This window comes from Enterobacter sp. Res13-Sevr-PEC09-46, assembly GCF_015672585.1.
GTDB classification, from domain to species: domain Bacteria; phylum Pseudomonadota; class Gammaproteobacteria; order Enterobacterales; family Enterobacteriaceae; genus Enterobacter; species Enterobacter hormaechei_C.
The window spans coordinates 372,227-393,727 of sequence record NZ_JADABR010000018.1 but is presented as its reverse complement, the minus strand read 5'-3'; the positions used below and the strand labels follow the sequence as shown (position 1 = coordinate 393,727).

The 21,501-nt window shown below is 55.9% G+C and carries 20 protein-coding genes; 7 read left to right on the top strand and 13 right to left on the bottom strand.

All coding sequences use genetic code 11. The annotated features are described in order from the left end of the window. Nucleotides 1-121 precede the first annotated feature (121 nt). The 4 genes from nadC (at nt 122) to hofC (ending at nt 4,193) form a co-directional block, all read left to right on the top strand. Nucleotides 122-1,015, top strand: a complete 894-nt coding sequence (gene nadC, locus IMQ56_RS13490) for a carboxylating nicotinate-nucleotide diphosphorylase (RefSeq protein ID WP_045347230.1) — start codon at nt 122-124, stop codon at nt 1,013-1,015. Nucleotides 1,016-1,189: 174 nt separating this feature from the next. Then, the gene (gene ppdD / locus IMQ56_RS13485) at nt 1,190-1,627 is read left to right on the top strand and encodes a prepilin peptidase-dependent pilin (protein WP_015572680.1); all 438 of its coding nucleotides are present in this window, start codon (nt 1,190-1,192) and stop codon (nt 1,625-1,627) included. 12 nt (nt 1,628-1,639) lie between these two features. Then, entirely contained in the window at nt 1,640-3,019 is a 1,380-nt protein-coding gene (gspE, locus tag IMQ56_RS13480) for a type II secretion system protein GspE (RefSeq protein WP_047062346.1), read from the top strand. After that, nucleotides 3,009-4,193 carry a protein transport protein HofC gene (gene hofC / locus IMQ56_RS13475; protein ID WP_017383776.1) on the top strand — a complete coding sequence of 395 codons (1,185 nt, stop codon included), beginning with the start codon at nt 3,009-3,011 and terminating at the stop codon, nt 4,191-4,193. Before gspE ends, hofC begins: the two co-directional genes overlap by 11 nt. Nucleotides 4,194-4,226: 33 nt before the next feature. On the opposite strand, the gene IMQ56_RS13470 is transcribed toward hofC, so the two are convergent. Continuing rightward, nucleotides 4,227-5,270, bottom strand: a complete 1,044-nt coding sequence (locus IMQ56_RS13470; protein WP_017383777.1) for a GMP reductase — start codon at nt 5,268-5,270, stop codon at nt 4,227-4,229. A gap of 228 nt (nt 5,271-5,498) precedes the next feature. On the opposite strand from IMQ56_RS13470, the gene coaE reads away from it, so the two are divergent. Genes coaE through yacG form a run of 3 tightly spaced genes read left to right on the top strand, consistent with a single transcriptional unit; the run spans nt 5,499 to nt 7,066 of the window. Then, complete coding sequence (gene coaE / locus IMQ56_RS13465; RefSeq protein WP_126543237.1) at nt 5,499-6,119, top strand: dephospho-CoA kinase; 621 nt, start codon at nt 5,499-5,501, stop codon at nt 6,117-6,119. Further along, nucleotides 6,119-6,862: a cell division protein ZapD gene (gene zapD / locus IMQ56_RS13460; protein WP_017383779.1), complete on the top strand. Its 744-nt coding sequence runs from the start codon at nt 6,119-6,121 to the stop codon at nt 6,860-6,862. The genes coaE and zapD overlap by 1 nt, the downstream gene beginning before the upstream one ends. 9 nt (nt 6,863-6,871) lie before the next feature. Then, entirely contained in the window at nt 6,872-7,066 is a 195-nt protein-coding gene (yacG, locus tag IMQ56_RS13455) for a DNA gyrase inhibitor YacG (RefSeq protein WP_015572675.1), read from the top strand. 34 nt (nt 7,067-7,100) lie between these two features. Here yacG and mutT read toward each other — a convergent pair whose 3' ends face one another. The 12 genes from mutT to murD all read right to left on the bottom strand — a co-directional run bounded on the left by mutT (nt 7,101) and on the right by murD (nt 21,499). Further along, nucleotides 7,101-7,493, bottom strand: coding sequence for an 8-oxo-dGTP diphosphatase MutT (gene mutT, locus IMQ56_RS13450; protein ID WP_026080649.1), 393 nt, complete (start codon nt 7,491-7,493; stop codon nt 7,101-7,103). A gap of 57 nt (nt 7,494-7,550) precedes the next feature. Continuing rightward, nucleotides 7,551-10,256 (bottom strand): preprotein translocase subunit SecA, encoded by a 2,706-nt coding sequence (secA, locus tag IMQ56_RS13445; protein WP_015572673.1) that lies wholly within the window; start codon nt 10,254-10,256, stop codon nt 7,551-7,553. 58 nt (nt 10,257-10,314) lie between these two features. Continuing rightward, entirely contained in the window at nt 10,315-10,818 is a 504-nt protein-coding gene (gene secM, locus IMQ56_RS13440) for a secA translation cis-regulator SecM (protein WP_032103219.1), read from the bottom strand. A 280-nt stretch (nt 10,819-11,098) separates the two neighbouring features. After that, nucleotides 11,099-12,016, bottom strand: coding sequence for a UDP-3-O-acyl-N-acetylglucosamine deacetylase (gene lpxC / locus IMQ56_RS13435; RefSeq protein WP_003856337.1), 918 nt, complete (start codon nt 12,014-12,016; stop codon nt 11,099-11,101). 101 nt (nt 12,017-12,117) lie between these two features. Further along, a complete protein-coding gene (gene ftsZ / locus IMQ56_RS13430) occupies nt 12,118-13,269 on the bottom strand; it encodes a cell division protein FtsZ (protein ID WP_003856338.1) in 1,152 nt (383 codons plus the stop codon). A gap of 63 nt (nt 13,270-13,332) precedes the next feature. Further along, nucleotides 13,333-14,589 (bottom strand): cell division protein FtsA, encoded by a 1,257-nt coding sequence (ftsA, locus tag IMQ56_RS13425; RefSeq protein WP_003856340.1) that lies wholly within the window; start codon nt 14,587-14,589, stop codon nt 13,333-13,335. Next, on the bottom strand, nt 14,586-15,428 hold the full coding sequence (gene ftsQ / locus IMQ56_RS13420; protein WP_003856342.1) for a cell division protein FtsQ: 843 nt from the start codon (nt 15,426-15,428) through the stop codon (nt 14,586-14,588). Before ftsQ ends, ftsA begins: the two co-directional genes overlap by 4 nt. Nucleotide 15,429: 1 nt before the next feature. Further along, nucleotides 15,430-16,350, bottom strand: a complete 921-nt coding sequence (locus tag IMQ56_RS13415) for a D-alanine--D-alanine ligase (protein ID WP_047728780.1) — start codon at nt 16,348-16,350, stop codon at nt 15,430-15,432. Next, nucleotides 16,343-17,818 carry a UDP-N-acetylmuramate--L-alanine ligase gene (gene murC / locus IMQ56_RS13410; RefSeq protein WP_003856345.1) on the bottom strand — a complete coding sequence of 492 codons (1,476 nt, stop codon included), beginning with the start codon at nt 17,816-17,818 and terminating at the stop codon, nt 16,343-16,345. Before murC ends, IMQ56_RS13415 begins: the two co-directional genes overlap by 8 nt. Before the next feature lie 59 nt (nt 17,819-17,877). Beyond that, nucleotides 17,878-18,942, bottom strand: a complete 1,065-nt coding sequence (gene murG / locus IMQ56_RS13405) for an undecaprenyldiphospho-muramoylpentapeptide beta-N-acetylglucosaminyltransferase (protein WP_017383783.1) — start codon at nt 18,940-18,942, stop codon at nt 17,878-17,880. Continuing rightward, a complete protein-coding gene (gene ftsW, locus IMQ56_RS13400; RefSeq protein ID WP_006810115.1) occupies nt 18,939-20,183 on the bottom strand; it encodes a cell division protein FtsW in 1,245 nt (414 codons plus the stop codon). Before ftsW ends, murG begins: the two co-directional genes overlap by 4 nt. Continuing rightward, nucleotides 20,183-21,499 (bottom strand): UDP-N-acetylmuramoyl-L-alanine--D-glutamate ligase, encoded by a 1,317-nt coding sequence (murD, locus tag IMQ56_RS13395; protein WP_045339669.1) that lies wholly within the window; start codon nt 21,497-21,499, stop codon nt 20,183-20,185. Before murD ends, ftsW begins: the two co-directional genes overlap by 1 nt. Nucleotides 21,500-21,501 lie beyond the last annotated feature (2 nt).

The following is a 21,501-nucleotide window of genomic DNA, read 5'->3' as shown; positions in this document are numbered from 1 at the left end:
GCGCGTCCACCAGCCATCCGTTTTCTAACAACATGCTGGAACTCCTTATCTATGGTGCTGTTACTCGGTTCAGAGTAGCATGTTTCAATATTATGATTCGTTACCAATTTGGAGTTTTATCATGCCGCCTCGCCGCTATAACCCCGACCACCGACGTGACGCGCTTCTGGAACGTATTAATAGTGATATCCCGGCAAGCGTTGCCCATGCCCTGAAAGAAGATCTCGGCGGCGACGTCAGCGCCGATAACGATATTACCGCCCAATTGTTGCCAAAAGAGACACGCTCGCATGCGGTGATCATCACCCGCGAAGCGGGGGTTTTCTGCGGCAAACGCTGGGTTGAGGAGGTCTTTACCCAGCTGGCAGGCGACGAGGTGCAGGTAACATGGCACGTTGAAGACGGTGATGCGGTCACGGCGAATCAGCCACTGTTCGAGCTGGACGGCCCGTCCCGCGTCTTGCTGACCGGTGAACGCACCGCGCTCAATTTTGTGCAAACGCTCTCTGGCGTTGCCAGTGAAGTACGCCGCTACGTTGACCTGCTGGCAGGCACCCGCACGCAGCTGCTGGATACCCGTAAAACCCTGCCGGGCCTGCGCACCGCGCTGAAATACGCGGTACTCTGCGGTGGCGGCGCCAACCATCGTCTGGGGCTATCCGATGCCTTCCTGATCAAAGAGAACCACATTATTGCCTCTGGCTCGGTGCGTCAGGCCGTGGAAAAAGCCTTCTGGCTACATCCGGATGTGCCGGTCGAAGTGGAAGTGGAAACGCTGGAGGAGCTGAACGAGGCCATTAAAGCGGGGGCTGACATCATCATGCTCGATAACTTCGACACGGAGCAGATGCGTGAAGCGGTCAAACGCACAAACGGCCAGGCGCAGCTTGAGGTGTCCGGCAACGTGACGTTCGACACCATCCGCGAATTTGCTGAAACCGGCGTCGATTACATCTCCGTTGGCGCCCTGACCAAGCACGTCCGCGCCCTCGACCTCTCGATGCGCTTCAAATAAATTATCCTCCCCTCTCCGCCCGGAGAGGGGAAATACGAAACCGCTCGCAATTACGCTGTCCTTCTCTGCAACACTGAATCATTTCCCTGAAAGCCCCTTCACGTTCACGCTTTTGTCCCTCGTTTCTGCATGCTGGCACTGCCACAGTAGCGCCACTTAACGTAAGGAGCAGACATGAACAGACAACAAGGATTTACCCTGATTGAGCTAATGGTGGTCATTGGCATTATTGCCATCCTGAGCGCCATTGGCGTTCCGGCCTATCAGAACTACCTGCGAAAAGCGGCGCTCACCGATATGCTGCAAACGTTCATCCCCTACCGCACCGCCATTGAGCTTTGCGCCCTGGATCGTGGTGGTGTGGATAGCTGCGACGCAGGCACCAATGGCATCCCCTCCCCGACAACCACACGTTACGTTTCAGCGATGAGCGTGGCAAAGGGGGCCGTATCGTTAACAGGGCAGGAAAGCCTTAACGGACTTGAAGTGCTCATGACACCGATCTGGAGCGACGGTAACGGTATGACGGGCTGGACGCGTGACTGCAAAATTGCGTCCGACACGGCGCTCAGACAAGCCTGTGAAGATGTTTTCCGCTTCGACAACAACTGACAGGAGTGGACAATGAATACCGAACAGCTAATGACGCTCTGTCAGCGCCATCACGCACTGCTACTCGCAAGCGACACCGATATGATCAGCATTGCGGTGGTGGGTAATCCTGCCTCTGAGCTGATGGAAGCGTTACGCTTCGCCACGCAGAAGCGTATTGATATTGAGTGCTGGACGGCAGAACGGATGGAAAAACGGCTTCAGTCCGTCTCATCATCACACCTGCCGGGCATAGCGCCAAACTCAGCCGCTGACGTGCTCAGTACAACCTTGCAGCAGGCAGTAAACCAGCGGGCTTCTGACATCCATATTGAACCGACGGAGCACGGCTACCAGATCCGTTTGCGAATCGACGGTGTTCTCTACCCGCAACTGCCGATCTCTGCCGCCCTCGGGACGACGCTTGCCGCACGTCTGAAGGTGCTGGGTCAACTGGATATTGCGGAGCGCCGCCTGCCGCAGGACGGCCAGTTTACGGTGGAGCTGGCAAGCGTCCCCGTCTCTTTTCGTATCGCAACCCTTCCCTGTAGTGGTGGAGAAAAAATCGTGCTTCGTCTGCTTCACCAGGTACAGCAGGCACTGGAGCTTGAACAGCTGGGGATGAGCGCAGATCAGCAGGCCCGTTTTGCCGGGGCGCTTAACAGCCCTCAGGGGTTGATTCTGGTCACCGGCCCGACCGGTAGCGGGAAAACAGTGACGCTGTACAGCGCGTTACAGGCGCGAAATACCCCTGACGTCAATATTTGCAGCGTGGAAGATCCCGTTGAAATCCCGCTTGCAGGCTTAAACCAGACGCAGATTAATCCGCGTGCGGGGCTGACCTTCCAGAGCGTGCTGCGTGCCCTGCTCAGGCAGGATCCTGACATCATTATGGTGGGTGAAATTCGTGACGGCGAAACGGCAGAAATTGCCATTAAGGCGGCGCAAACCGGACATCTGGTGCTGTCCACCCTCCATACTAACTCGACGACTGAAACGCTGGTACGGCTGCAACAGATGGGCGTCGCGCGCTGGATGATCTCTTCGGCGCTCTCGATGGTGATTGCCCAGCGACTGGTGCGCCGTTTATGTCCGTACTGCCGACAGGAAGCCAGCCGCCACACCGAATTACCCCGCACGCTGTGGCCCCGGCCGCTTCCTCGCTGGCAACCCACCGGCTGCGATCGCTGCTACCACGGTTTTTATGGTCGCGTAGCTATTTTTGAAGTGCTCGTCATCGACGACACGCTGCGGCAGGCCATCGCCAGCGGAGCAAACACGGAGGTGATTGGGTCCAGCGCTCGTCAGGCGGGAATGACCTCTTTGTTTGAGCATGGCTGCATGGCCGTAGAGCAAGGGCTGACCACGCTCGAAGAGCTGTTGCGCGTCCTGGGAATGCCCGATGGCTGCTAATTCGCTCTGGCGCTGGCGTGCCCTGAACACCGAGGGGGAGGTGCAAACCGGCACCCTCTGGGCCATCGACCGTGGCGCAGCTTACACGGCTCTGGTGCTTAAACAACTGCACCCGCTGGCGCTAAAACGCTGTCAGCAGCGCCAGCGATGGCAGGTGCAGCACTGCTACGATATTTTTCGCCAGCTCGCCACGCTGCTACAGGCTGGACTCACGCTATCCCAAAGCCTGCACATGCTGGCGGAACAGCATCCTTTGCAGCACTGGCAGGCGCTGCTGCACAGTCTTGCTGATGACCTGAGCGAAGGTTGCGCCCTGTCAGAGGCCATGAAGAAATGGCCAGAGGTGTTTAGCCCTCTTTATGTCTCAATGGTGAAGACGGGTGAGCTGACGGGTAAGCTCGAAGCCTGCTGCCGTCAGCTTGCGCAGCAACAAAAATCCCAGCAGCAGCTCAGTGCGAAGGTGAAGAAAGCGCTGCGCTATCCGCTGATCATCCTGACGCTGGCCGTTTTCGTGGTGCTGGCGATGGTCACGCTGGTTTTGCCTGAGTTTGCTGCAATCTACAAAACGTTCAACACCCCGCTCCCTTTGCTCACGCAGGCAGTCATAGGGCTGGCGGCCTTGGTTCAGGCGCATATCCTCACCCTTTTGACCCTGCTCGTGGCAATGGTTGTCATCGCCTGTAAGCTGCGGCGGCATCCACGCTGGCAGTATGTTTTGTTACACGTACCGGTTATGGGCACGCTGACGCGCGGGCAAAAACTGGGACAGATTTTTACCGTGCTGTCATTAACCCAGCAGGCCGGAATTGCCTTTTTACAAGGACTGGAGAGTGTGGAGGAGACCGTTGAGAGGGGCTACTGGCAGGAGAAACTCCGTGAGATACGCAGCGATATCGAACAGGGGATGCCCGTGTGGTCCTCCTTCCAGAAGGCCTCTGTTTTTACGCCACTGTGTATTCAGCTCATTCGCACCGGAGAAGTGTCGGGTTCACTGGATGTGATGCTGATGAATCTGGCCCGCCACCATACGGAACAGACATTTCAGCAGGCAGACAATCTGGCGGCGCTTCTTGAGCCTTTGCTACTGGTCGTGACGGGTCTGATTATTGGCACGCTGGTGGTGGCAATGTATTTGCCGATTTTCCATCTGGGGGATGCAATGAGCGCGGGGTAACGCTGGCGCACGGACGCGCGCCAGCCGTAGCCGTCAGAGGCTATTGAATACGCGGTTTTCCTGCTCCTGAACGCGGATAAACGTCGTGCGTTTCGTCAGCTCTTTCAGGCGGGAAGCACCAACGTAGGTGCAGGCAGAACGCAGACCGCCGAGGATATCGCGCGCCGTGTTTTCGACCGGACCACGCAGTGGCAGCTTAACGGTTTTGCCTTCCGCCGCACGGTATTTCGCGACACCGCCCACGTGACGGGTCATCGCGGATTCAGAGCTCATTCCGTAGAACAGCATGAATTTCTCGCCGTTCTCTTCTACCACGGTACCGCCGCTCTCTTCGTGGCCAGCCAGCATGCCGCCGAGCATCACGAAATCCGCGCCGCCGCCGAAGGCTTTCGCGACATCGCCTGGCATGGTGCAGCCACCGTCGCTGATGATCTGGCCGCCCAGACCGTGCGCAGCGTCAGCGCATTCAATTACCGCAGACAGCTGCGGATAACCCACACCGGTTTTCACGCGCGTGGTGCAAACGGACCCCGGGCCAATGCCAACTTTTACAATGTCGGCCCCGGAGAGGATCAGCTCTTCACACATTTCACCGGTCACCACGTTGCCCGCGATGATGGTTTTGGTTGGCCAGGCCTCACGTGCCTTGCTGACGAACTGAACGAAATGCTCGGAATAACCATTTGCCACGTCAATGCAGACAAAATTCAGCGCTGGATTGGCGTTCAGGATCTGTTTGGTTTTCTCGAAATCTGCATCAGAGGTACCGGTCGAGACCATCACATGCTTCACCACGTCAGCCGAGGCGGAGGCGACAAACGCATCCCACTCTTCAGCGCTGTAGTGTTTGTGTACCGCAGTAAGGATGTCGAATTGCGCCAGTGCGGTCGCCATCTCGAAGGTTCCGACGGTGTCCATGTTGGCCGCGATAATCGGCACGCCAGACCACGTCTGACCGGAATGCTTAAAGGTGAATTGACGTTCGAGTTCAACGTCTGAGCGACTTTTCAGTGTAGAGCGTTTAGGGCGGATAAGAACGTCTTTGAAACCTAACTTCAGATCTTCTTCGATACGCATGTGCGGATTCCTGGGGTTAGAGGCAAATATATTAAAAGCACAACTCCAGTGACGCTATCATACGCACTAATACCTGCTCCGCAAGACTGCGAAATTCTCTTTTTTTACGCTACAATCCTATAAATTTACCTGGTAAAAAGCGGGTAAAGAGAGCTAAACATTGGCTGTTGTAAGTTTGAATTTTAAGCAACTGATTTTAAAACTGAATAATTCCCAGGATCTGATTTAATGGGGTATATCGTCGCATTAACCGGCGGCATCGGTAGTGGTAAAAGCACCGTTGCGCACGCGTTTGCTCGTCTCGGCATCACGATTATCGACGCCGATATCATTGCCCGTCAGGTGGTAGAACCCAATACACCCGCCTTAAACGCCATCGAAGCGCATTTTGGTCGCCGTGTGATACAGGCTGACGGCACCCTGAATCGTCGGCAGCTGCGTGAGTGCATATTTTCCGATCCAGCGGAAAAAGCCTGGCTTAATGCCCTGCTCCACCCCATTATCCACCAGGAAACTCAGCGTCAGATTGCCGCAGCCCTTTCGCCCTATGTGTTGTGGGTGGTCCCGTTACTGGTGGAAAATCAGCTTCAAAATAAAGCAGACAGAACGCTGGTGATTGACGTTTCCCGCGAAACGCAAATCCAGAGAACCATGGCGCGTGACCATGTTTCTCGCGAGCATGCTGAACAAATTCTTGCCGCACAGGCCACGCGCGAAGCGCGCCTCGCCATTGCGGATGATGTTATTGATAATAACGGCGCACCAGATGCCATTGCATCGGATGTTGCTCGTCTGCACGCGCAGTATCTGACCTTCGCCGCGCAGGCCGTTGCACAGGAAAAACCATAATGTCGACTCATATCCTTTTTGAGCACCCGCTTAACGAAAAAATGCGTACCTGGCTACGCATAGAATTTCTTATTCAACAGCTTTCACAACATCTGCCTGTCAATGATCACGCCACGGCGCTGCATTTTTTCCGCAACGTGGGCGATCTGCTGGATGTGATTGAACGCGGCGACGTCCGCACTGAGCTGTTGAAAGAGCTGGAGCGCCAGCAGCGTAAATTACAGGCCTGGGCCGAAGTACCGGGCGTGGATCAAAGTCGAATTGACGCTTTACGCAAGCAGCTGAAAAACAGCAGCACGACCCTGATGGCCGCGCCGCGCGTTGGCCAGTTTTTACGAGAGGATCGTCTGATTGCGCTGGTGCGCCAGCGCCTGAGCATACCGGGCGGATGCTGTAGCTTTGACCTGCCAACGCTGCATATGTGGCTGCACATGCCGCAGGAACAGCGCGATCGCCAGGTGAACAGCTGGCTGGGCAGCCTGGAGCCGATGAATCAGACGTTATCCCTGATCCTCGATCTTGTGCGTAACTCTGCCCCGTTCCGCAAACAAACCAGTCTCAACGGTTTCTATCAGGATAACGGCGACGACGCCGATCTTCTGCGCCTGAACCTGTCTCTTGGCGAGCAGCTTTACCCGCAAATTTCCGGACATAAAAGCCGTTTCGCGATCCGCTTTATGCCGCTGGACAGTGAACATGGCACCGTGCCGGAACGCCTCGATTTTGAACTGGCCTGTTGTTAAGGAGTGCCAATGTCTGACGTAACCACCGTAAACTGCCCAACCTGTGGGAAAACTGTCGTCTGGGGAGACGTAAGTCCATTTCGCCCATTCTGCTGTAAGCGCTGTCAGCTTATAGACCTGGGCGAATGGGCGGCGGAAGAGAAACGCATTCCGAGCGAAGGCGATCTCTCGGATAGCGATGACTGGAGCGAAAACCAGCAGTAACGTTCAAAGCCTGCTGGCGCGTCGCTTAGCAGGCCTACGGTTGTGCGGCCAGCCGGAGGATCACAGGCTCATTGGCAGGCGGGAATTTTTCCGCATCACTGGCCTGAAGCTCAATCCAGTTACCCGGCTGCCCCTCTTTTCCCCACGGCTCACCTTCCCAGTTTTCAACCAGCCAGAACCACAGCGTGATGTGACGATCCGGAAACTGGTACTCCAGCTTATCGAACAGCGTTGCGCCAAGCGGGGTGATCCCCACCTCTTCCTGAAGCTCACGCACCAGCGCCTGCTCCGGCGTTTCACCTGATTCGATTTTTCCGCCGGGGAATTCCCATTTGTTGGCCATGTGCGCATCGGCGGCACGTTGGGTAATGAAGATCTGATTTTGCGGGTTGCGAATGATCCCGACAGCAATTTGCAGTGTTTTCATCATGTCACTTCCATAAAAAAGGCGCAGATATCTGCGCCTTTTCAGTTTGTTATGTTCTTAACTCAGACGGCCGTGGCACGCCTTGTATTTTTTGCCGGAACCGCATGGGCACGGATCGTTACGACCGACTTTACGATCGCCCGTCTGCGCTGCGATTGCCGCTGCGGCTTCGCTTTCATCGGTCTGATGGCTCAGCTGCTGCATCTGTGCCAGACGCTCAGCTTCTTCACGACGCTGCTGCTCCATCGCTTCCACTTCTTCCGGCATACGCACCTGAACTTTGCTCAGGGTGCTGATGACTTCATACTTCAGCGACTCCAGCATGGCAGCAAACATGGAGAAGGATTCACGCTTGTACTCCTGCTTCGGATCTTTCTGCGCATAACCACGCAGATGGATACCCTGACGCAGGTAGTCCATTGCCGCCAGGTGCTCTTTCCACAGGGAGTCCAGGGTCTGCAACATTACGCCTTTCTCAAAGTGACGCATCATCTCTGCGCCAACCACTTCTTCCTTACGCTTGTAGACGTCCAGCGCGGTTTCGTAGATACGCTCGCGAAGGGTCTCTTCGTGCAGCTCAGGCTCTTTGTCCAGCCACTCTTTGATTGGCAGTTCGAGATCGAAGTCGTTTTTCAGACGTTCCTGCAAACCTTCGATATCCCACATCTCTTCCAGAGACTGTGGCGGAATGTGCGCGTCGATAGTGGCTTTGAACACATCTTCGCGAATGCTGTTGATGGTTTCGCTCACGTCGGACACGTCCAGCAGTTCGTTACGCTGGGTGTAGATCGCACGACGCTGGTCGTTGGCAACGTCATCATATTCCAGCAGCTGCTTACGAATATCGAAGTTGCGGCTTTCTACTTTACGCTGGGCGTTGGCAATCGCTTTGGTAACCCACGGGTGCTCGATCGCTTCGCCAGGTTTCATGCCCAGTTTACGCATCATGCCGGACACACGGTCAGAGGCGAAAATACGCATCAGCGCATCTTCCATAGACAGATAGAAGCGGGAAGAACCGGCATCACCCTGACGACCTGCACGACCGCGCAGCTGGTTATCGATACGACGAGATTCATGACGCTCGGTACCAATGATGTGCAGACCACCGGATGCCAGCACCGCGTCATGACGCACCTGCCAGTCGGCTTTGATCTGCGCGATTTGCTCTGGGGTTGGGTTTTCCAGCTCCGCCACTTCGGCCTGCCAGCTACCGCCGAGCATAATATCGGTACCACGACCCGCCATGTTGGTGGCGATGGTTACGGCAGCCGGGTAACCGGCCTGCGCAACGATATCTGCTTCTTTAGCGTGGAACTTGGCGTTCAGAACGTTGTGTTTGATGCCCGCTTTAGTCAGCTCGTTAGATACCACTTCGGATTTCTCGATGGAGATGGTCCCCACCAGTACCGGCTGGCCCTTCGCGGTACGTTCGCGAATATCTTCGATGATCGCCTGAATTTTTTCCGCTTCAGTCATGTATACCAGGTCCGGCATATCCTTACGGATCATCGGACGGTTGGTAGGTACTACCACGGTATCCAGCTTATAGATGGAGCTGAACTCAAACGCTTCGGTATCTGCGGTACCGGTCATCCCCGCCAGCTTCTCGTACAGACGGAAGTAGTTCTGGAAGGTGATGGATGCCAGCGTCTGGTTTTCGTTTTGAATATCCACGCCTTCTTTCGCTTCCACGGCCTGGTGCAGGCCATCGGACCAGCGACGTCCCTGCATGGTACGGCCGGTGTGTTCATCGACGATGATGACTTCGCCGTCTTTAACGATGTAGTCAACGTCGCGGGTGAACAGGGCGTGCGCGCGCAGTGCGGCCGTTACGTGGTGCATCAGCATGATGTTGCTCGGGGAGTACAGAGACTCGCCCTCTTCCATAATGCCTTCAGCCACCAGCAACTCTTCGATTTTTACCAGGCCGCGTTCGGTCAGGTTGACCTGACGCGCTTTTTCATCCACGGAGAAGTGACCTTCCCCCTGGAAAGTATCGGAGTCTTCTTTCTCCTGACGCAGCAGGTGAGGAATGATTTTGTCGACTTTACGGTACATCTCGGAGCTGTCTTCGGCCGGGCCGGAGATGATCAGCGGGGTACGCGCTTCATCGATCAGAATGGAGTCAACCTCATCAACCAGCGCATAGTGCAGTTTACGCTGGACGCGCTCTTCCGGGCTGAACGCCATGTTGTCGCGCAGGTAGTCGAAGCCGTATTCGTTGTTGGTGCCGTAGGTGATATCTGCGTTATAGGCTTCACGCTTGGCAGGTGCCGGCAGGCCGGACATGTTAATGCCCACGGTCATGCCGAGGAATTCGAACAGTGGACGGTTGTTTTCTGCGTCGCGCTGCGCCAGATAGTCGTTGACGGTAACAACGTGAACGCCCTTACCCGTCAGCGCATTCAGGTAAGCCGGCAGCGTTGCCGTCAGGGTTTTACCTTCACCGGTACGCATTTCCGCGATGCAGCGCTCGTTGAGCACCATCCCGCCCAGCAGCTGCACGTCGAAGTGACGCATGCCGAACACGCGTTTACTGGCCTCACGTACAACGGCGAAGGCTTCCGGGATCAGGCTTTCTAAGGTTTCACCTTTCTCCAGACGCGCACGGAACTCCGCGGTTTTCGCTTTCAGCTCATCATCAGTGAGCTTCTCCATCGCCGGTTCCATACCGTTGATGACGTTCACAGCTTTGCGCATGCGGCGCAGGGTACGATCGTTACGACTACCAAAAACTTTGGTTAACAATTTGATTAGCATAATAAATTCTCAAACGCCCCAGTCGGGCAGATAAATTAAGGTATTGAAAAAGGTTAATTTAGCTGAGGCGTTGAGGCCCGGCACGGATGCCGTGAACCTGGCTAATCCATGTCGAAACAGAGAAGGATGCAGGGGAAACAAAATCCGTTTGCGCCGTCTGATTTACGGTCACTGGCGGCTGGTTGTCCTGCGTCAGAAGCGCATTAAGCGTATCGAGCAGGGCAAGATGCTGAGCCTGAACCGGCAGCGTTTCTTCCGCAACAGGCATCGTCTGCGGCGCCATCGCGAATGACAGATGGCGGATAACCGTGCGAATCGCGTGCTGCTGCCAGTAATCAACGGAGAAATTGGGACGACGGCTGGCTTCAAGCCATGCGAGATTAGTGAAGTTAACCCGTGTGGTGAGATCGTGTTTGGTCGTCGTGGAACGTGCTGGCGTGGCCGCGTCTGCGCTGTTGCTGAGCACAGGCAAGCCGAAACTCGCCGCGACCATCCCCAATAAGAGATGCGGCCAGAAGTAACGTCTGCCAAATTGTCGCCAGCGCGTCAGTATTCCGCTCACTTGCTCCACCACGTTCGCCCGCCAGTGCAGGCTGAGTTCAGTTATTCTTTTTTAGCGCCCAGATATTACCACTAAAGCCAATACACGGCAGCAGGAATGACACCTTGCAGCAGGTAAAAACGGTCAATAATGCAGCGAACACACCGTTATTCGGCACCCGACACAGGCCAGGGGTGAGGGGGACAAATTAAAGAAGGGCAGAAATAAAAACGACTGGCTTCCCTGGTCGGAGAGAGTACCAGGTGAACCAGTCGCTTTTCTTACGAAACGGCTTTAACCGTTACGCCAGGACCATAGTCGGGGCTTTGAACGCCAGCGGCAGTTCAGCTTCGTCTTCGAAGGTCACATATTCCCAGGCTTCCTGTTTTGCCAGGACGGCCTGCAACAGTTTGTTGTTCAGTGCATGACCGGATTTAAACGCGGTAAATGCACCAATGATGTTGTGACCACACATGAAGAGGTCGCCGATCGCGTCCAGCATTTTGTGACGAACAAATTCATCTTCAAAACGCAGGCCGTCTTCGTTCAGTACGCGATAATCGTCAACAACGATGGCACAATCGAAGCTGCCGCCCAGGCACAGGCCGCGGGATTGCAGATATTCGATATCACGCATAAAGCCGAAGGTACGTGCTCGGCTGATCTGACGCATGAACGCATCCGCAGAGAAGTTCATCGCATAGCGCTGAGTGCTGGAGTCAATCGCCGGATGGTTAAAATCGATGGTGAAGTCCAACGAGAAACCATTGTACGGTTTGAATTCAGCCCATTTGTCGCCATCTTCGACGCGAACGGTCTCTTTAATGCGAACAAATTTCTTCGCGCAGTTCAGTTCTTCGATGCCGGCATCCAGCAACAAATAAACGAACGGAGCAGCACTCCCGTCCATGATCGGGATTTCTGGCGCATCGACTTCAACCATAATGTTGTCGATACCCAGACCCGCCAGGGCGGCGTTCAGGTGCTCTACGGTAGAAATCCGCACGTCATGCTCGTTCACCAGACAAGTACAGAGCATAGTATCACGCACAGATTTGGCATCGGCCGGAAAATCTACCGGTGGATTCAAGTCGGTGCGACGATAGATGACCCCGGTATTGGCCGGCGCAGGGCGTAACGTCAGTGTGACTTTCTTGCCGGTATGTAAACCGACACCCGTCGCCTGAACGATACGTTTAAGTGTCCTTTGTTTGATCATCGTATAATCTCGCCAAATTAACTATCCAACCGAGAGTGTATATCACTAACGGTGGGCCAGTTTAGCACAAAGAGCGCAAATCCCCAAATTCCAGCCAATTCTTAGTCAGCTTGCTTACGCAGGAACGCCGGGATATCCAGATAATCTGGCTCTTTTGCCGTTTGTGGAGTTGGGTCGTTCACCACTTTCGCAGCGGGTTTTTGCTCCTGAGTCAGAGGCGCCATACCGTGCTGCTGGTAACGATCCATAACCGGCTGCTGAGTCTGTTTGTTGGTCACCAGGGTGATCTCAGGACGCTTGTCCATACCGATACCGGTGGCCACAACGGTCACACGCAGTTCGTCGTTCATTTCCGGATCAAGGGACGTACCGATAACAACGGTCGCGTTGTCAGAGGCGAACGCACGGATGGTGTTACCCACGGTTTCGAACTCATCCAGACGCAGGTCAAAGCCAGCGGTAATGTTGACCAGCACGCCGCGCGCACCAGACAGATCGATATCTTCCAGCAGTGGAGAAGAGATCGCCATTTCAGCGGCTTCTTCCGCACGGTCTTCGCCGCTCGCCACGCCAGAGCCCATCATCGCGTAGCCCATCTCGGACATCACGGTGCGAACGTCTGCAAAGTCAACGTTCATCAGACCTGGACGGGTAATCAGTTCAGCAATACCCTGAACCGCGCCTTTCAGCACGTCGTTTGCCGCGCCAAAGGCGTCCAGCAGAGAGATACCGCGACCCAGCACTTTCAGCAGCTTGTCGTTCGGGATGGTAATCAGAGAGTCCACGTGCTTGGACAGCTCGGTGATACCCTGCTCCGCGAAAGCCATACGCTTCTTACCTTCAAAGTTGAAAGGCTTGGTCACGACAGCAACGGTCAGAATACCTAAATCTTTAGCGACTTCCGCCACAACGGGTGCTGCACCGGTACCTGTACCGCCGCCCATACCCGCTGCGATGAAGACCATGTCTGCACCGTCCAGTGCAGCGCGCAGCGCTTCACGATCTTCTTCAGCCGCGTTGCGGCCCACTTCCGGGTTAGCCCCTGCTCCCAGACCTTTGGTGATGCCACCACCGATCTGAATCGTCTGGCCAACAGCCGTTTTACGCAGCGCCTGCGCATCGGTGTTCACCGCGAAGAATTCAACACCTTCGATGCGCTCGCGCACCATGTGCTCTACGGCGTTACCGCCGCCGCCACCGACGCCGATGACTTTAATCACCGCGTCGTTGGTTAATTCCATAGGTTCAAACATAATCTCTCTCTCCGTTGTGCCTGTCGCCCGAGACCGCTAATTCTCTCCGGTCTCTTAAAAAAATTAAAACTCTTTTCGCAACCAGGTGTTAAGTCGTTTGACCCAAGACCCCACCGAGACGCGTTTTTCCACTTCTGCTTCACCACTCAAATGGGATTCTTTCCCGTAGTGCAGCAGGCCCACGGCCGTTGAGTAATACGGCTCCTGAGCGTAATCCGTTAAACCGGTAATATTCAGCGGCGCACCAATACGCACCTGCGTATGGAACACGCGCTGAGCGCAGGCCGCAAGACCTTCAATTTGCGCTGCCCCGCCGGTTAATACAATCCCCGCCGCGAGATGATGTTTCACACCCTGCTGGCGAAGCTGTTCCTGTAACTGCAAAATCTCTTCGTTGACCAGGTTGAGCAGCTCGGTATAACGCGGCTCAATCACCTCTGCCAGCGTCTGGCGTTGCAGGCTGCGCGGCGGTCGCCCGCCTACGCTCGGCACTTCAACGCTCTCGTCTTTGCCGACGATAGAGCCCAGCGCGCAACCATGGCGCACTTTAATCGCCTCTGCATCGCTCGGTGGCGTACCAAAGGCGTAAGCGATATCGCTGGTCACCACATTCCCGGCGTACGGGATCACTTTGGTGTGGCGTAACGCACCGCCGGTATAGACGGCCATGTCCATTGTACCACCACCAATATCGACCACACAGACGCCCAGTTCACGTTCGTCTTCGGTCAGCACGGAATAGCTCGCGGCAAGACCGGCGAAAATGAGTTGGTCAACTTTCAGGCCACAACGTTCAACGGCTTTTACAATGTTCTTCGCCATATCGTTGTGACATGTGATCAGGTGCACTTTTGCCTGCATACGCACGCCCGAGAGACCGACCGGATTCTTGATGCCTTCCTGGTAGTCGATCGCGTATTCCTGCGGGATCACATGCAGCACACGGTGCTCGTCGCGAACACGCACGGATTTCGCCGTGTGGACAACGTTCTCAACGTCTTCCTGCGTCACCTCTTCTTCAGAAATCGGCACCATACCGATTTCATTCTGGCAGCTGATGTGCTTACCAGACAGGGCCAGATAGACAGAGGAAATCTGGCAATCTGCCATCAATTCAGCCTGGTCGATGGCGCGCTGAACGCATTTCACCACCGACTCAAGGTCGTTTACCCCACCTTTATCCATACCACGGGAGGGGCAGCTGCCCACGCCAATGATATTGACCATACCGTCGGGCAGAACTTCCCCTACCAAAGCGGCAACCTTCGCGGTGCCAATCTCCAGTCCTACTACCAATTTTCTGTCCGTCGACTTGATCATTGTTGTTCTGCCTGTACCTGTGCCTGATTTTGTTGCTGATTAGGTTCCTCGACCGGAGCCGGCTCCCAACCGACTGCTGCGCCTGAGTCATAGCGCAAATCAACGTAGCTTATCCGTTTGCCATCCGTCTGCGCCTGCTGCTGTAAAACCGGGTAAAGTTCTACAAAACGCGCCAGACGTTTCATTGTGTCGCCGCGGCCAAGATTGAGCTTAATGCCATTCGTTAGGGTCAACTGCCAGGAACGGCGCGCCGTCATCGCAGCATCTTTTAACGTAAAGCGATCCTTAGCCAGCACCTGCCCCATCTCACGAAAACCCTGCAATACTTCGTTTTCGCTGCCTTCCGGGCCATACAACATCGGTAAATTCTGCTTGTTGACACGATCACTCGGGACGCTGAACGAATTTCCGTCTACGTCAACCATATGCTGATCATTCCAACGCGCAATCGGCACATATTCAACCAGATGAATCTTCAATTCATCTGGCCATTGTTTTCTGACACTCGCCTGTTTTATCCACGGCAGACGTTCAATCTGACTCTGGATAATGTTGACGTCCTGCGTCATAAAGGTGCCAGGCGACCCAAGCGCCAGAATCGACTGGCGAATGTCATCGTTACGCGTGTAGTGTCGCTCCCCGGTCACCACCAGCTTCGACAGCGGCAACCGCTGCGCGTCTTCCATCCAGCCCAGCACCATCCAGCCGCTGATAAACACGGTGCACAGCACCCCGAGCAGGAAGATGATCCCTGCAAGACGCGTTCCATTACTCCGGCGCGAAGAGGAATATTCTTCTTCGTCATCGCGGTTGCGCGTGTTCAATGCAGCCTGAGACATATCAGCCCGCCTGGTCCAGAATACGTACGACTAACTGCGAGAAGCTCATTCCCGCCTGACGCGCCGCCATCGGCACAAGGCTATGGCTGGTCATACCCGGAGACGTGTTTGCTTCCAGCAGATAAAATTGCCCGTCACCGTCAAGCATCACGTCAATGCGTCCCCAGCCACGACATCCCAGCACATTCCAGGCTTTAAGCACCAGAGACTGTAATTCGGCCTCACGCTCTGCTTCAAGACCCGCTGGGCAGAAATATTGCGTCTCATCAGAGAGATACTTCGCCTCATAATCATAGAAGACTCCGGCGGGTTGGATGCGAATTGACGGTAAAATTTCTTCGCCAAGCATCGCGACGGTAAATTCCGGCCCGCTAAGCCATTTTTCAATCAGAACTTCTTCATCATGTTGAAATGCCAGTGCTAAAGCGTCAGCCAAATCTACAGCTTTATCGACTTTGGACATTCCCACGCTCGACCCTTCACGGCTCGGCTTCACAATAACCGGTAAGCCCAGTGCCGCAATGTGTGTATTAACGCTGTCCGACAGACCCATTTCATATTCACGACGCGTCAGTGCAACCCATGGCGCAACGGGCAGGTCCGCCCCCTGCCACAGCAGTTTGCTGCGCAGTTTATCCATGGAGATGGCGGATGCCATCACGCCGCTGCCGGTGTACGGCATACCGATCAGCTCCAGCAGCCCCTGCAACGTGCCGTCTTCACCGCCGCGACCGTGCAACGCGATAAAGGCTTTATCGAAGCCCATCGCTTTCAGCTGCGTGACGTCCACCTCTTTCGGATCAACCGGATGCGCGTCCACGCCACCTTCACGCAGGCCCGCCAGCACGGCAGCGCCCGAATTCAGAGAAACCTCGCGTTCGGCGGAAGTGCCGCCAAACAGGACAGCAATCTTATCAGCCATGACGCTCGTCCTCCTGAGTTTGCGGCTTCAGTTTGATTTCAGCTAAGGTACGGGCGATTTTGCCGATATTTCCCGCGCCCTGAATCAGGATCAGATCGTTACCCGTCAGGACCGGGGCAAGCATTTCAGCCACCTGAGCCGGGTCGGGAACCAGAATAGGATCCACTTTACCGCGTCCACGGATGGTACGACATAAAGAACGACTGTCCGCACCCGGAATCGGAGTTTCACCCGCTGCATAAACATCCAGCATCAGCAGGGTATCGACCTGCGAAAGGACGTTGGCAAAATCGTCATACAGATCGCGAGTACGCGTGTAACGGTGCGGCTGGAAGATCATGACCAGATTCTTTTCCGGCCAACCCGCGCGTGCCGCTTTGATGGTTGCGTCCACTTCCGTCGGATGGTGACCGTAGTCGTCTACCAGCATCGCAGAACCTGGCTTACCGTTTACCGGCTCCAGCGGGAATTCACCGAGGAAGTCGAAGCGACGGCCCGTCCCCTGGAAGCTCTCCAGTGCGCGCAGGATCGCCTCATCGTCAATGCCTTCTTCTGTCGCAACAGCGACTGCCGCTGCCGCATTCAGGGCGTTGTGACGTCCCGGAGCGTTCAGGGTGACATGCAGCAGGTCTTTATCCTGACGCGCGAGGGTGAAATGCCCCTGCGCACCGATCTGCTTGTAATCTTCTACGCGTACATCCGCGTCTTCGCTGAAGCCGTAGGTCGTAATTTGACGCCCGACGCGCGGCAGCAGCTCGCGAATAACCGGATCGTCCACGCACATCACCGCACGGCCATAGAACGGCAGGTTGTGCAGGAAGTTAATAAAGGTCTGCTTTAAGTTCTCGAAGTCGCCCTGGTAAGTGTCCATATGGTCAGCTTCGATGTTGGTGACGATCGCCACCATCGGCTGTAGATGCAGGAACGACGCATCGCTCTCATCCGCTTCCGCAATCAGATAACGGCTGTGGCCCAGACGCGCATGCACGCCAGCGGCTTTCACCAGACCACCGTTAACGAACGTCGGGTCGAGACCCGCTTCCGCATAAATGCTGGAGACCATCGCTGTTGTGGTGGTTTTACCGTGCGTACCGGCCACCGCAATGCCGTGACGGAAACGCATCAGTTCCGCCAGCATTTCCGCGCGACGGATCACCGGGATGCGCGCCTCATGCGCCGCAACGATTTCCGGGTTATCCGCGGAGATAGCGCTGGACACCACAACCACGCTCGCATCGCTCACGTTTTCCGGGCGATGATTGAAATAGATAGTCGCCCCCAGCGACGCCAGCTGCTGCGTAACAGGGTTTGGCGCCAGGTCAGACCCGCTGATCTGATAGCCTTCGTTAGCTAACACTTCGGCAATACCGCCCATGCCAGCACCACCGATGCCGACAAAGTGAATGTGCCGGACGCGACGCATCTCGGGCACGATAGAACGCAGTTTTGCCAGTTGTTGTGTATTCATTCTCTAAACGCCATCGACTACTTCAAAAAAATCGTGCAGCGCAACACGCACTGCGAGAATTATGCCTGGGCTGCCAGGCTCACTTCTTTTGCCACCCGTTCCGTTGCATCCGGGATAGCGGTCGCGCGTGCGCGTTGCGCCATCTCCAGTAATACATCCCGGTTCCAGCCCGCCAGGGTAGTGGCAACCGCATCAGCAGTAAATTGTGGCTGCTCAAAAATCTTCGCTGCGCCCGCTTTCTCAAGCGGCAGCGCATTCCAGTACTGCTGTCGGTCTTTGTGCTGGAACGGCACAAACAGCGCCGGTAAACCGGCGGCGGCGATTTCGCTCACCGTCAGCGCGCCCGAGCGACAGACCACAACATCGGCCCAGGCATAGGCTGCGGCCATATCATCAATAAATTCAGTCACTTTATGCTGCGGCTGACCTTCCTGCACGTAGGCCTGCTCAACGGTCTGCTGAGCGCCCTTCCCGCTCTGGTGCCAGATGGTCACCGCATCACCCAGTTTTGCCGCAACCTGCGGCATCGTCTGGTTTAAAATACGTGCGCCCTGGGAACCGCCGACGACCAGCACGCGCACCGGCCCTTCGCGACCCGCCAGACGCGTATCTGGCAGCGGCAGCGCCAGCACGTCCACACGTACCGGATTCCCTACGACATCCGCTTTCGGGAATGCCCCGGGGAAGGCCTGCATAACTTTGGTGGCGATTTTTGCCAGCCATTTGTTGGTCAACCCGGCAATACCGTTCTGCTCATGCAGAACAACGGGGATGCCCAGTGACCACGCCGCCAGTCCGCCCGGACCGGAAACGTAACCGCCCATGCCCAGAACGACGTCAGGCTTAAAACGCTTCATAATGGCGCGCGCCTGACGCCAGGCATTGAAAATGCGCACCGGCGCCAGCAGCTGCGCCTTGATCCCTTTGCCACGAAGGCCAGAAATACGAATAAAGTCGATCTCGATACCGTGTTTAGGTACCAGATCGGCTTCCATGCGGTCTGCGGTTCCCAGCCAGCGTACCTGCCAGCCCTGTTCCATTAAATGGTGCGCAACCGCCAGTCCCGGGAACACGTGTCCACCGGTACCGCCTGCCATCACCATTAACCGCTTCGGTTGATTCATCGTGAACCTCGTGTAAACGCCTGAGCTTTCTCCAGACGCGTTTCATAATCTATGCGTAACAAAAACATGATGGCCGTCGACATGATCAACAGACTCGAACCACCATAACTGATCAACGGCAACGTCAGACCTTTGGTCGGCAGCATACCCGCTGCCGCCCCAACGTTTACCAGCGCCTGGAAGCTAAACCAGATACCAATTGAGCAGGCCAGGAAACCGGAGAAGCGGTGATCGATCTCCAGCGCTTTCCGGCCAATCGACATGGCGCGGAAAGCGACGAAGAATACCATTAATAGCGCCAATACCACACCGATATAACCCAGTTCTTCCCCAATAATGGAGAAGATGAAGTCGGTGTGCGCCTCCGGTAAATACTCCAGTTTTTGTACCGAGTTGCCCAGGCCTTGACCCCAGACTTCGCCGCGGCCAAACGCCATCAGCGACTGCGTCAGCTGGTAACCGCTGCCGAACGGATCTTCCCATGGGTTCCAGAACGAGGTCACACGGCGGATACGGTAGGGTTCGGCGAGGATCAGCAGCACCACCGCCGAAATCCCCATCCCGATGATGGCAATGAACTGCCACAGTTTTGCGCCCGCCAGGAACAGCATCGCCAGCGTAGTGACAAACAGTACGACTACCGTACCGAGGTCGGGCTGCGCCAGCAGCAGGATCGCGAGGACCAGAATCACGCCCATCGGTTTTAAGAAGCCACGAAGGTTGTTACGAACTTCGTCAACTTTACGCACCAGGTAGTTAGCCAGGTAGCAGAACAACGAAAGTTTGGTGAACTCCGCGGGCTGAATACGCAGTGGCCCAAAGGCAATCCAGCGTGATGCCCCGTTAACGGAGCTCCCGACAACCAGAACGATCAACAGCATGATGATTGAGGCGATGAGCATGGCTGTACTGTGCCGCTGCCAGAACGACATCGGCAGGCGTAAGGTGATCATCGCCAGGCAGAACGCGAGAATGATGTACAGCCCGTCACGCTTGGCAAACAGGAACGGGTCGTTTGCCAGACGCTGTCCGACAGGCATTGACGCCGAGGTGACCATAATAAAGCCGATCGCCGCCAGCCCCAGCGTGAGCCAGAACAGCGTGCGGTCGTACATGATCAGGCTGTCGGAATCTTTATCCCGGGAAGCCATCACCCAGCCTTTCAGCGCCGTAAACAGCCATACCAGGATACCAAATCCTGGCAGGCGCGGCATTTTCAGGCGAGGGAGAGATAAACGCATCAGCCTAACTCCTTCGCCAGGCGGGTAAAGACATCACCCCGCTGTTCGAAACTCTTGAATTGATCGAGGCTGGCACAGGCTGGTGAGAGCAGTACCATATCGCCGGGCTTCACGCGTGGGGCGATGAGGCGCATCGCCTGCTCCATGGTCTCGGTTTGCTCGGCGACTTCAGGACGCAACGCTGCCAGCTCGCTGCCATCGCGGCCAAAGCAATACAGGCGCACGTTATCACCGTTGAGGTACTGCTTTAGCGAGGAGAAGTCAGCCGATTTACCGTCGCCGCCCAGCAGCAGGTATAGCGTGCCATCAACGTGCAAACCGTTCAGTGCCGCCTCGGTGCTACCCACGTTGGTCGCTTTGGAATCATTAATCCAGCGTACGCCGTTGTGCTCCAGCGCCAGCTGGAAGCGGTGCGCCAGGCCGGTAAAGGTGGTGAGCGCCTTCAGGCTTGAAGATCGCGGCAGGCCAACGGCATCCGCCAGCGCCAGCGCCGCCAGAGCATTGGTGTAGTTATGCTGGCCGGAGAGCATCATCTCTTTCACGTTCAGCACTTTCTCACCTTTCACGCGTAGCCAGGTTTCGCCCTGCTGACGATTAAGGTGATAGTCACCCATATTAATACCGAAGCTAATGCAGCGATCGTCTGCGCCGCGCACCGGCATGGTAAGTGCATCATCGGCATTTACTACGCAAACTTTGGCATTTTCATAAACGCGCAGTTTGGCCGCACGGTACTGCTGCAAGCCGAACGGGTATCTGTCCATATGATCTTCGGTGACGTTTAGGATCGTCGCCGCCGCCGCTTGCAGGCTTGAAGTGGTTTCCAGCTGGAAGCTGGAAAGCTCAAGGACGTACAGCTCACACCCTTTATCAAGCAGCATCAGAGCGGGCAGACCAATGTTACCGCCCACGCCGACATTTTTGCCCGCCGCCTTCGCCATTTCCCCCACCAGCGTGGTGACGGTGCTTTTACCGTTTGAACCGGTAATGGCGACGATCGGGGCCTGCGCCTCCCGGCAGAACAGTTCGATATCGCCGACAATCTCAACGCCTGCATCCGCGGCGGCGCTCAGGGAAGGATGCGCCAGCGCCATACCGGGGCTGGCAACAATCAGATCGGCGGCCAGCAGCCACTCATCATTCAGACCACCCAGGTGGCGTTCTACCTGCTCCGGCAGCTTGTCCAGACCCGGCGGAGAGACGCGCGTATCCATCACGCGCGGCGTCACACCACGTGCAAGGAAAAAGTCCACGCAGGAGAGGCCGGTGAGGCCTAACCCGATGATAACGACTTTTTTGCCCTGGTAATCTGCCATGA

What these genes read in the sequence shown, in the direction of transcription:
- nadC (WP_045347230.1), top strand. Translation starts at nt 122, where the DNA reads ATGCCGCCTCGCCGCTATAACCCCGACCACCGACGTGACGCGCTTCTG.
- ppdD (WP_015572680.1), top strand. Translation starts at nt 1,190, where the DNA reads ATGAACAGACAACAAGGATTTACCCTGATTGAGCTAATGGTGGTCATT.
- gspE (WP_047062346.1), top strand. Translation starts at nt 1,640, where the DNA reads ATGAATACCGAACAGCTAATGACGCTCTGTCAGCGCCATCACGCACTG.
- hofC (WP_017383776.1), top strand. Translation starts at nt 3,009, where the DNA reads ATGGCTGCTAATTCGCTCTGGCGCTGGCGTGCCCTGAACACCGAGGGG.
- IMQ56_RS13470 (WP_017383777.1), bottom strand. Translation starts at nt 5,270, where the DNA reads ATGCGTATCGAAGAAGATCTGAAGTTAGGTTTCAAAGACGTTCTTATC.
- coaE (WP_126543237.1), top strand. Translation starts at nt 5,499, where the DNA reads ATGGGGTATATCGTCGCATTAACCGGCGGCATCGGTAGTGGTAAAAGC.
- zapD (WP_017383779.1), top strand. Translation starts at nt 6,119, where the DNA reads ATGTCGACTCATATCCTTTTTGAGCACCCGCTTAACGAAAAAATGCGT.
- yacG (WP_015572675.1), top strand. Translation starts at nt 6,872, where the DNA reads ATGTCTGACGTAACCACCGTAAACTGCCCAACCTGTGGGAAAACTGTC.
- mutT (WP_026080649.1), bottom strand. Translation starts at nt 7,493, where the DNA reads ATGAAAACACTGCAAATTGCTGTCGGGATCATTCGCAACCCGCAAAAT.
- secA (WP_015572673.1), bottom strand. Translation starts at nt 10,256, where the DNA reads ATGCTAATCAAATTGTTAACCAAAGTTTTTGGTAGTCGTAACGATCGT.
- lpxC (WP_003856337.1), bottom strand. Translation starts at nt 12,016, where the DNA reads ATGATCAAACAAAGGACACTTAAACGTATCGTTCAGGCGACGGGTGTC.
- ftsZ (WP_003856338.1), bottom strand. Translation starts at nt 13,269, where the DNA reads ATGTTTGAACCTATGGAATTAACCAACGACGCGGTGATTAAAGTCATC.
- ftsA (WP_003856340.1), bottom strand. Translation starts at nt 14,589, where the DNA reads ATGATCAAGTCGACGGACAGAAAATTGGTAGTAGGACTGGAGATTGGC.
- ftsQ (WP_003856342.1), bottom strand. Translation starts at nt 15,428, where the DNA reads ATGTCTCAGGCTGCATTGAACACGCGCAACCGCGATGACGAAGAAGAA.
- IMQ56_RS13415 (WP_047728780.1), bottom strand. Translation starts at nt 16,350, where the DNA reads ATGGCTGATAAGATTGCTGTCCTGTTTGGCGGCACTTCCGCCGAACGC.
- murC (WP_003856345.1), bottom strand. Translation starts at nt 17,818, where the DNA reads ATGAATACACAACAACTGGCAAAACTGCGTTCTATCGTGCCCGAGATG.
- murG (WP_017383783.1), bottom strand. Translation starts at nt 18,942, where the DNA reads ATGAATCAACCGAAGCGGTTAATGGTGATGGCAGGCGGTACCGGTGGA.
- ftsW (WP_006810115.1), bottom strand. Translation starts at nt 20,183, where the DNA reads ATGCGTTTATCTCTCCCTCGCCTGAAAATGCCGCGCCTGCCAGGATTT.
- murD (WP_045339669.1), bottom strand. Translation starts at nt 21,499, where the DNA reads ATGGCAGATTACCAGGGCAAAAAAGTCGTTATCATCGGGTTAGGCCTC.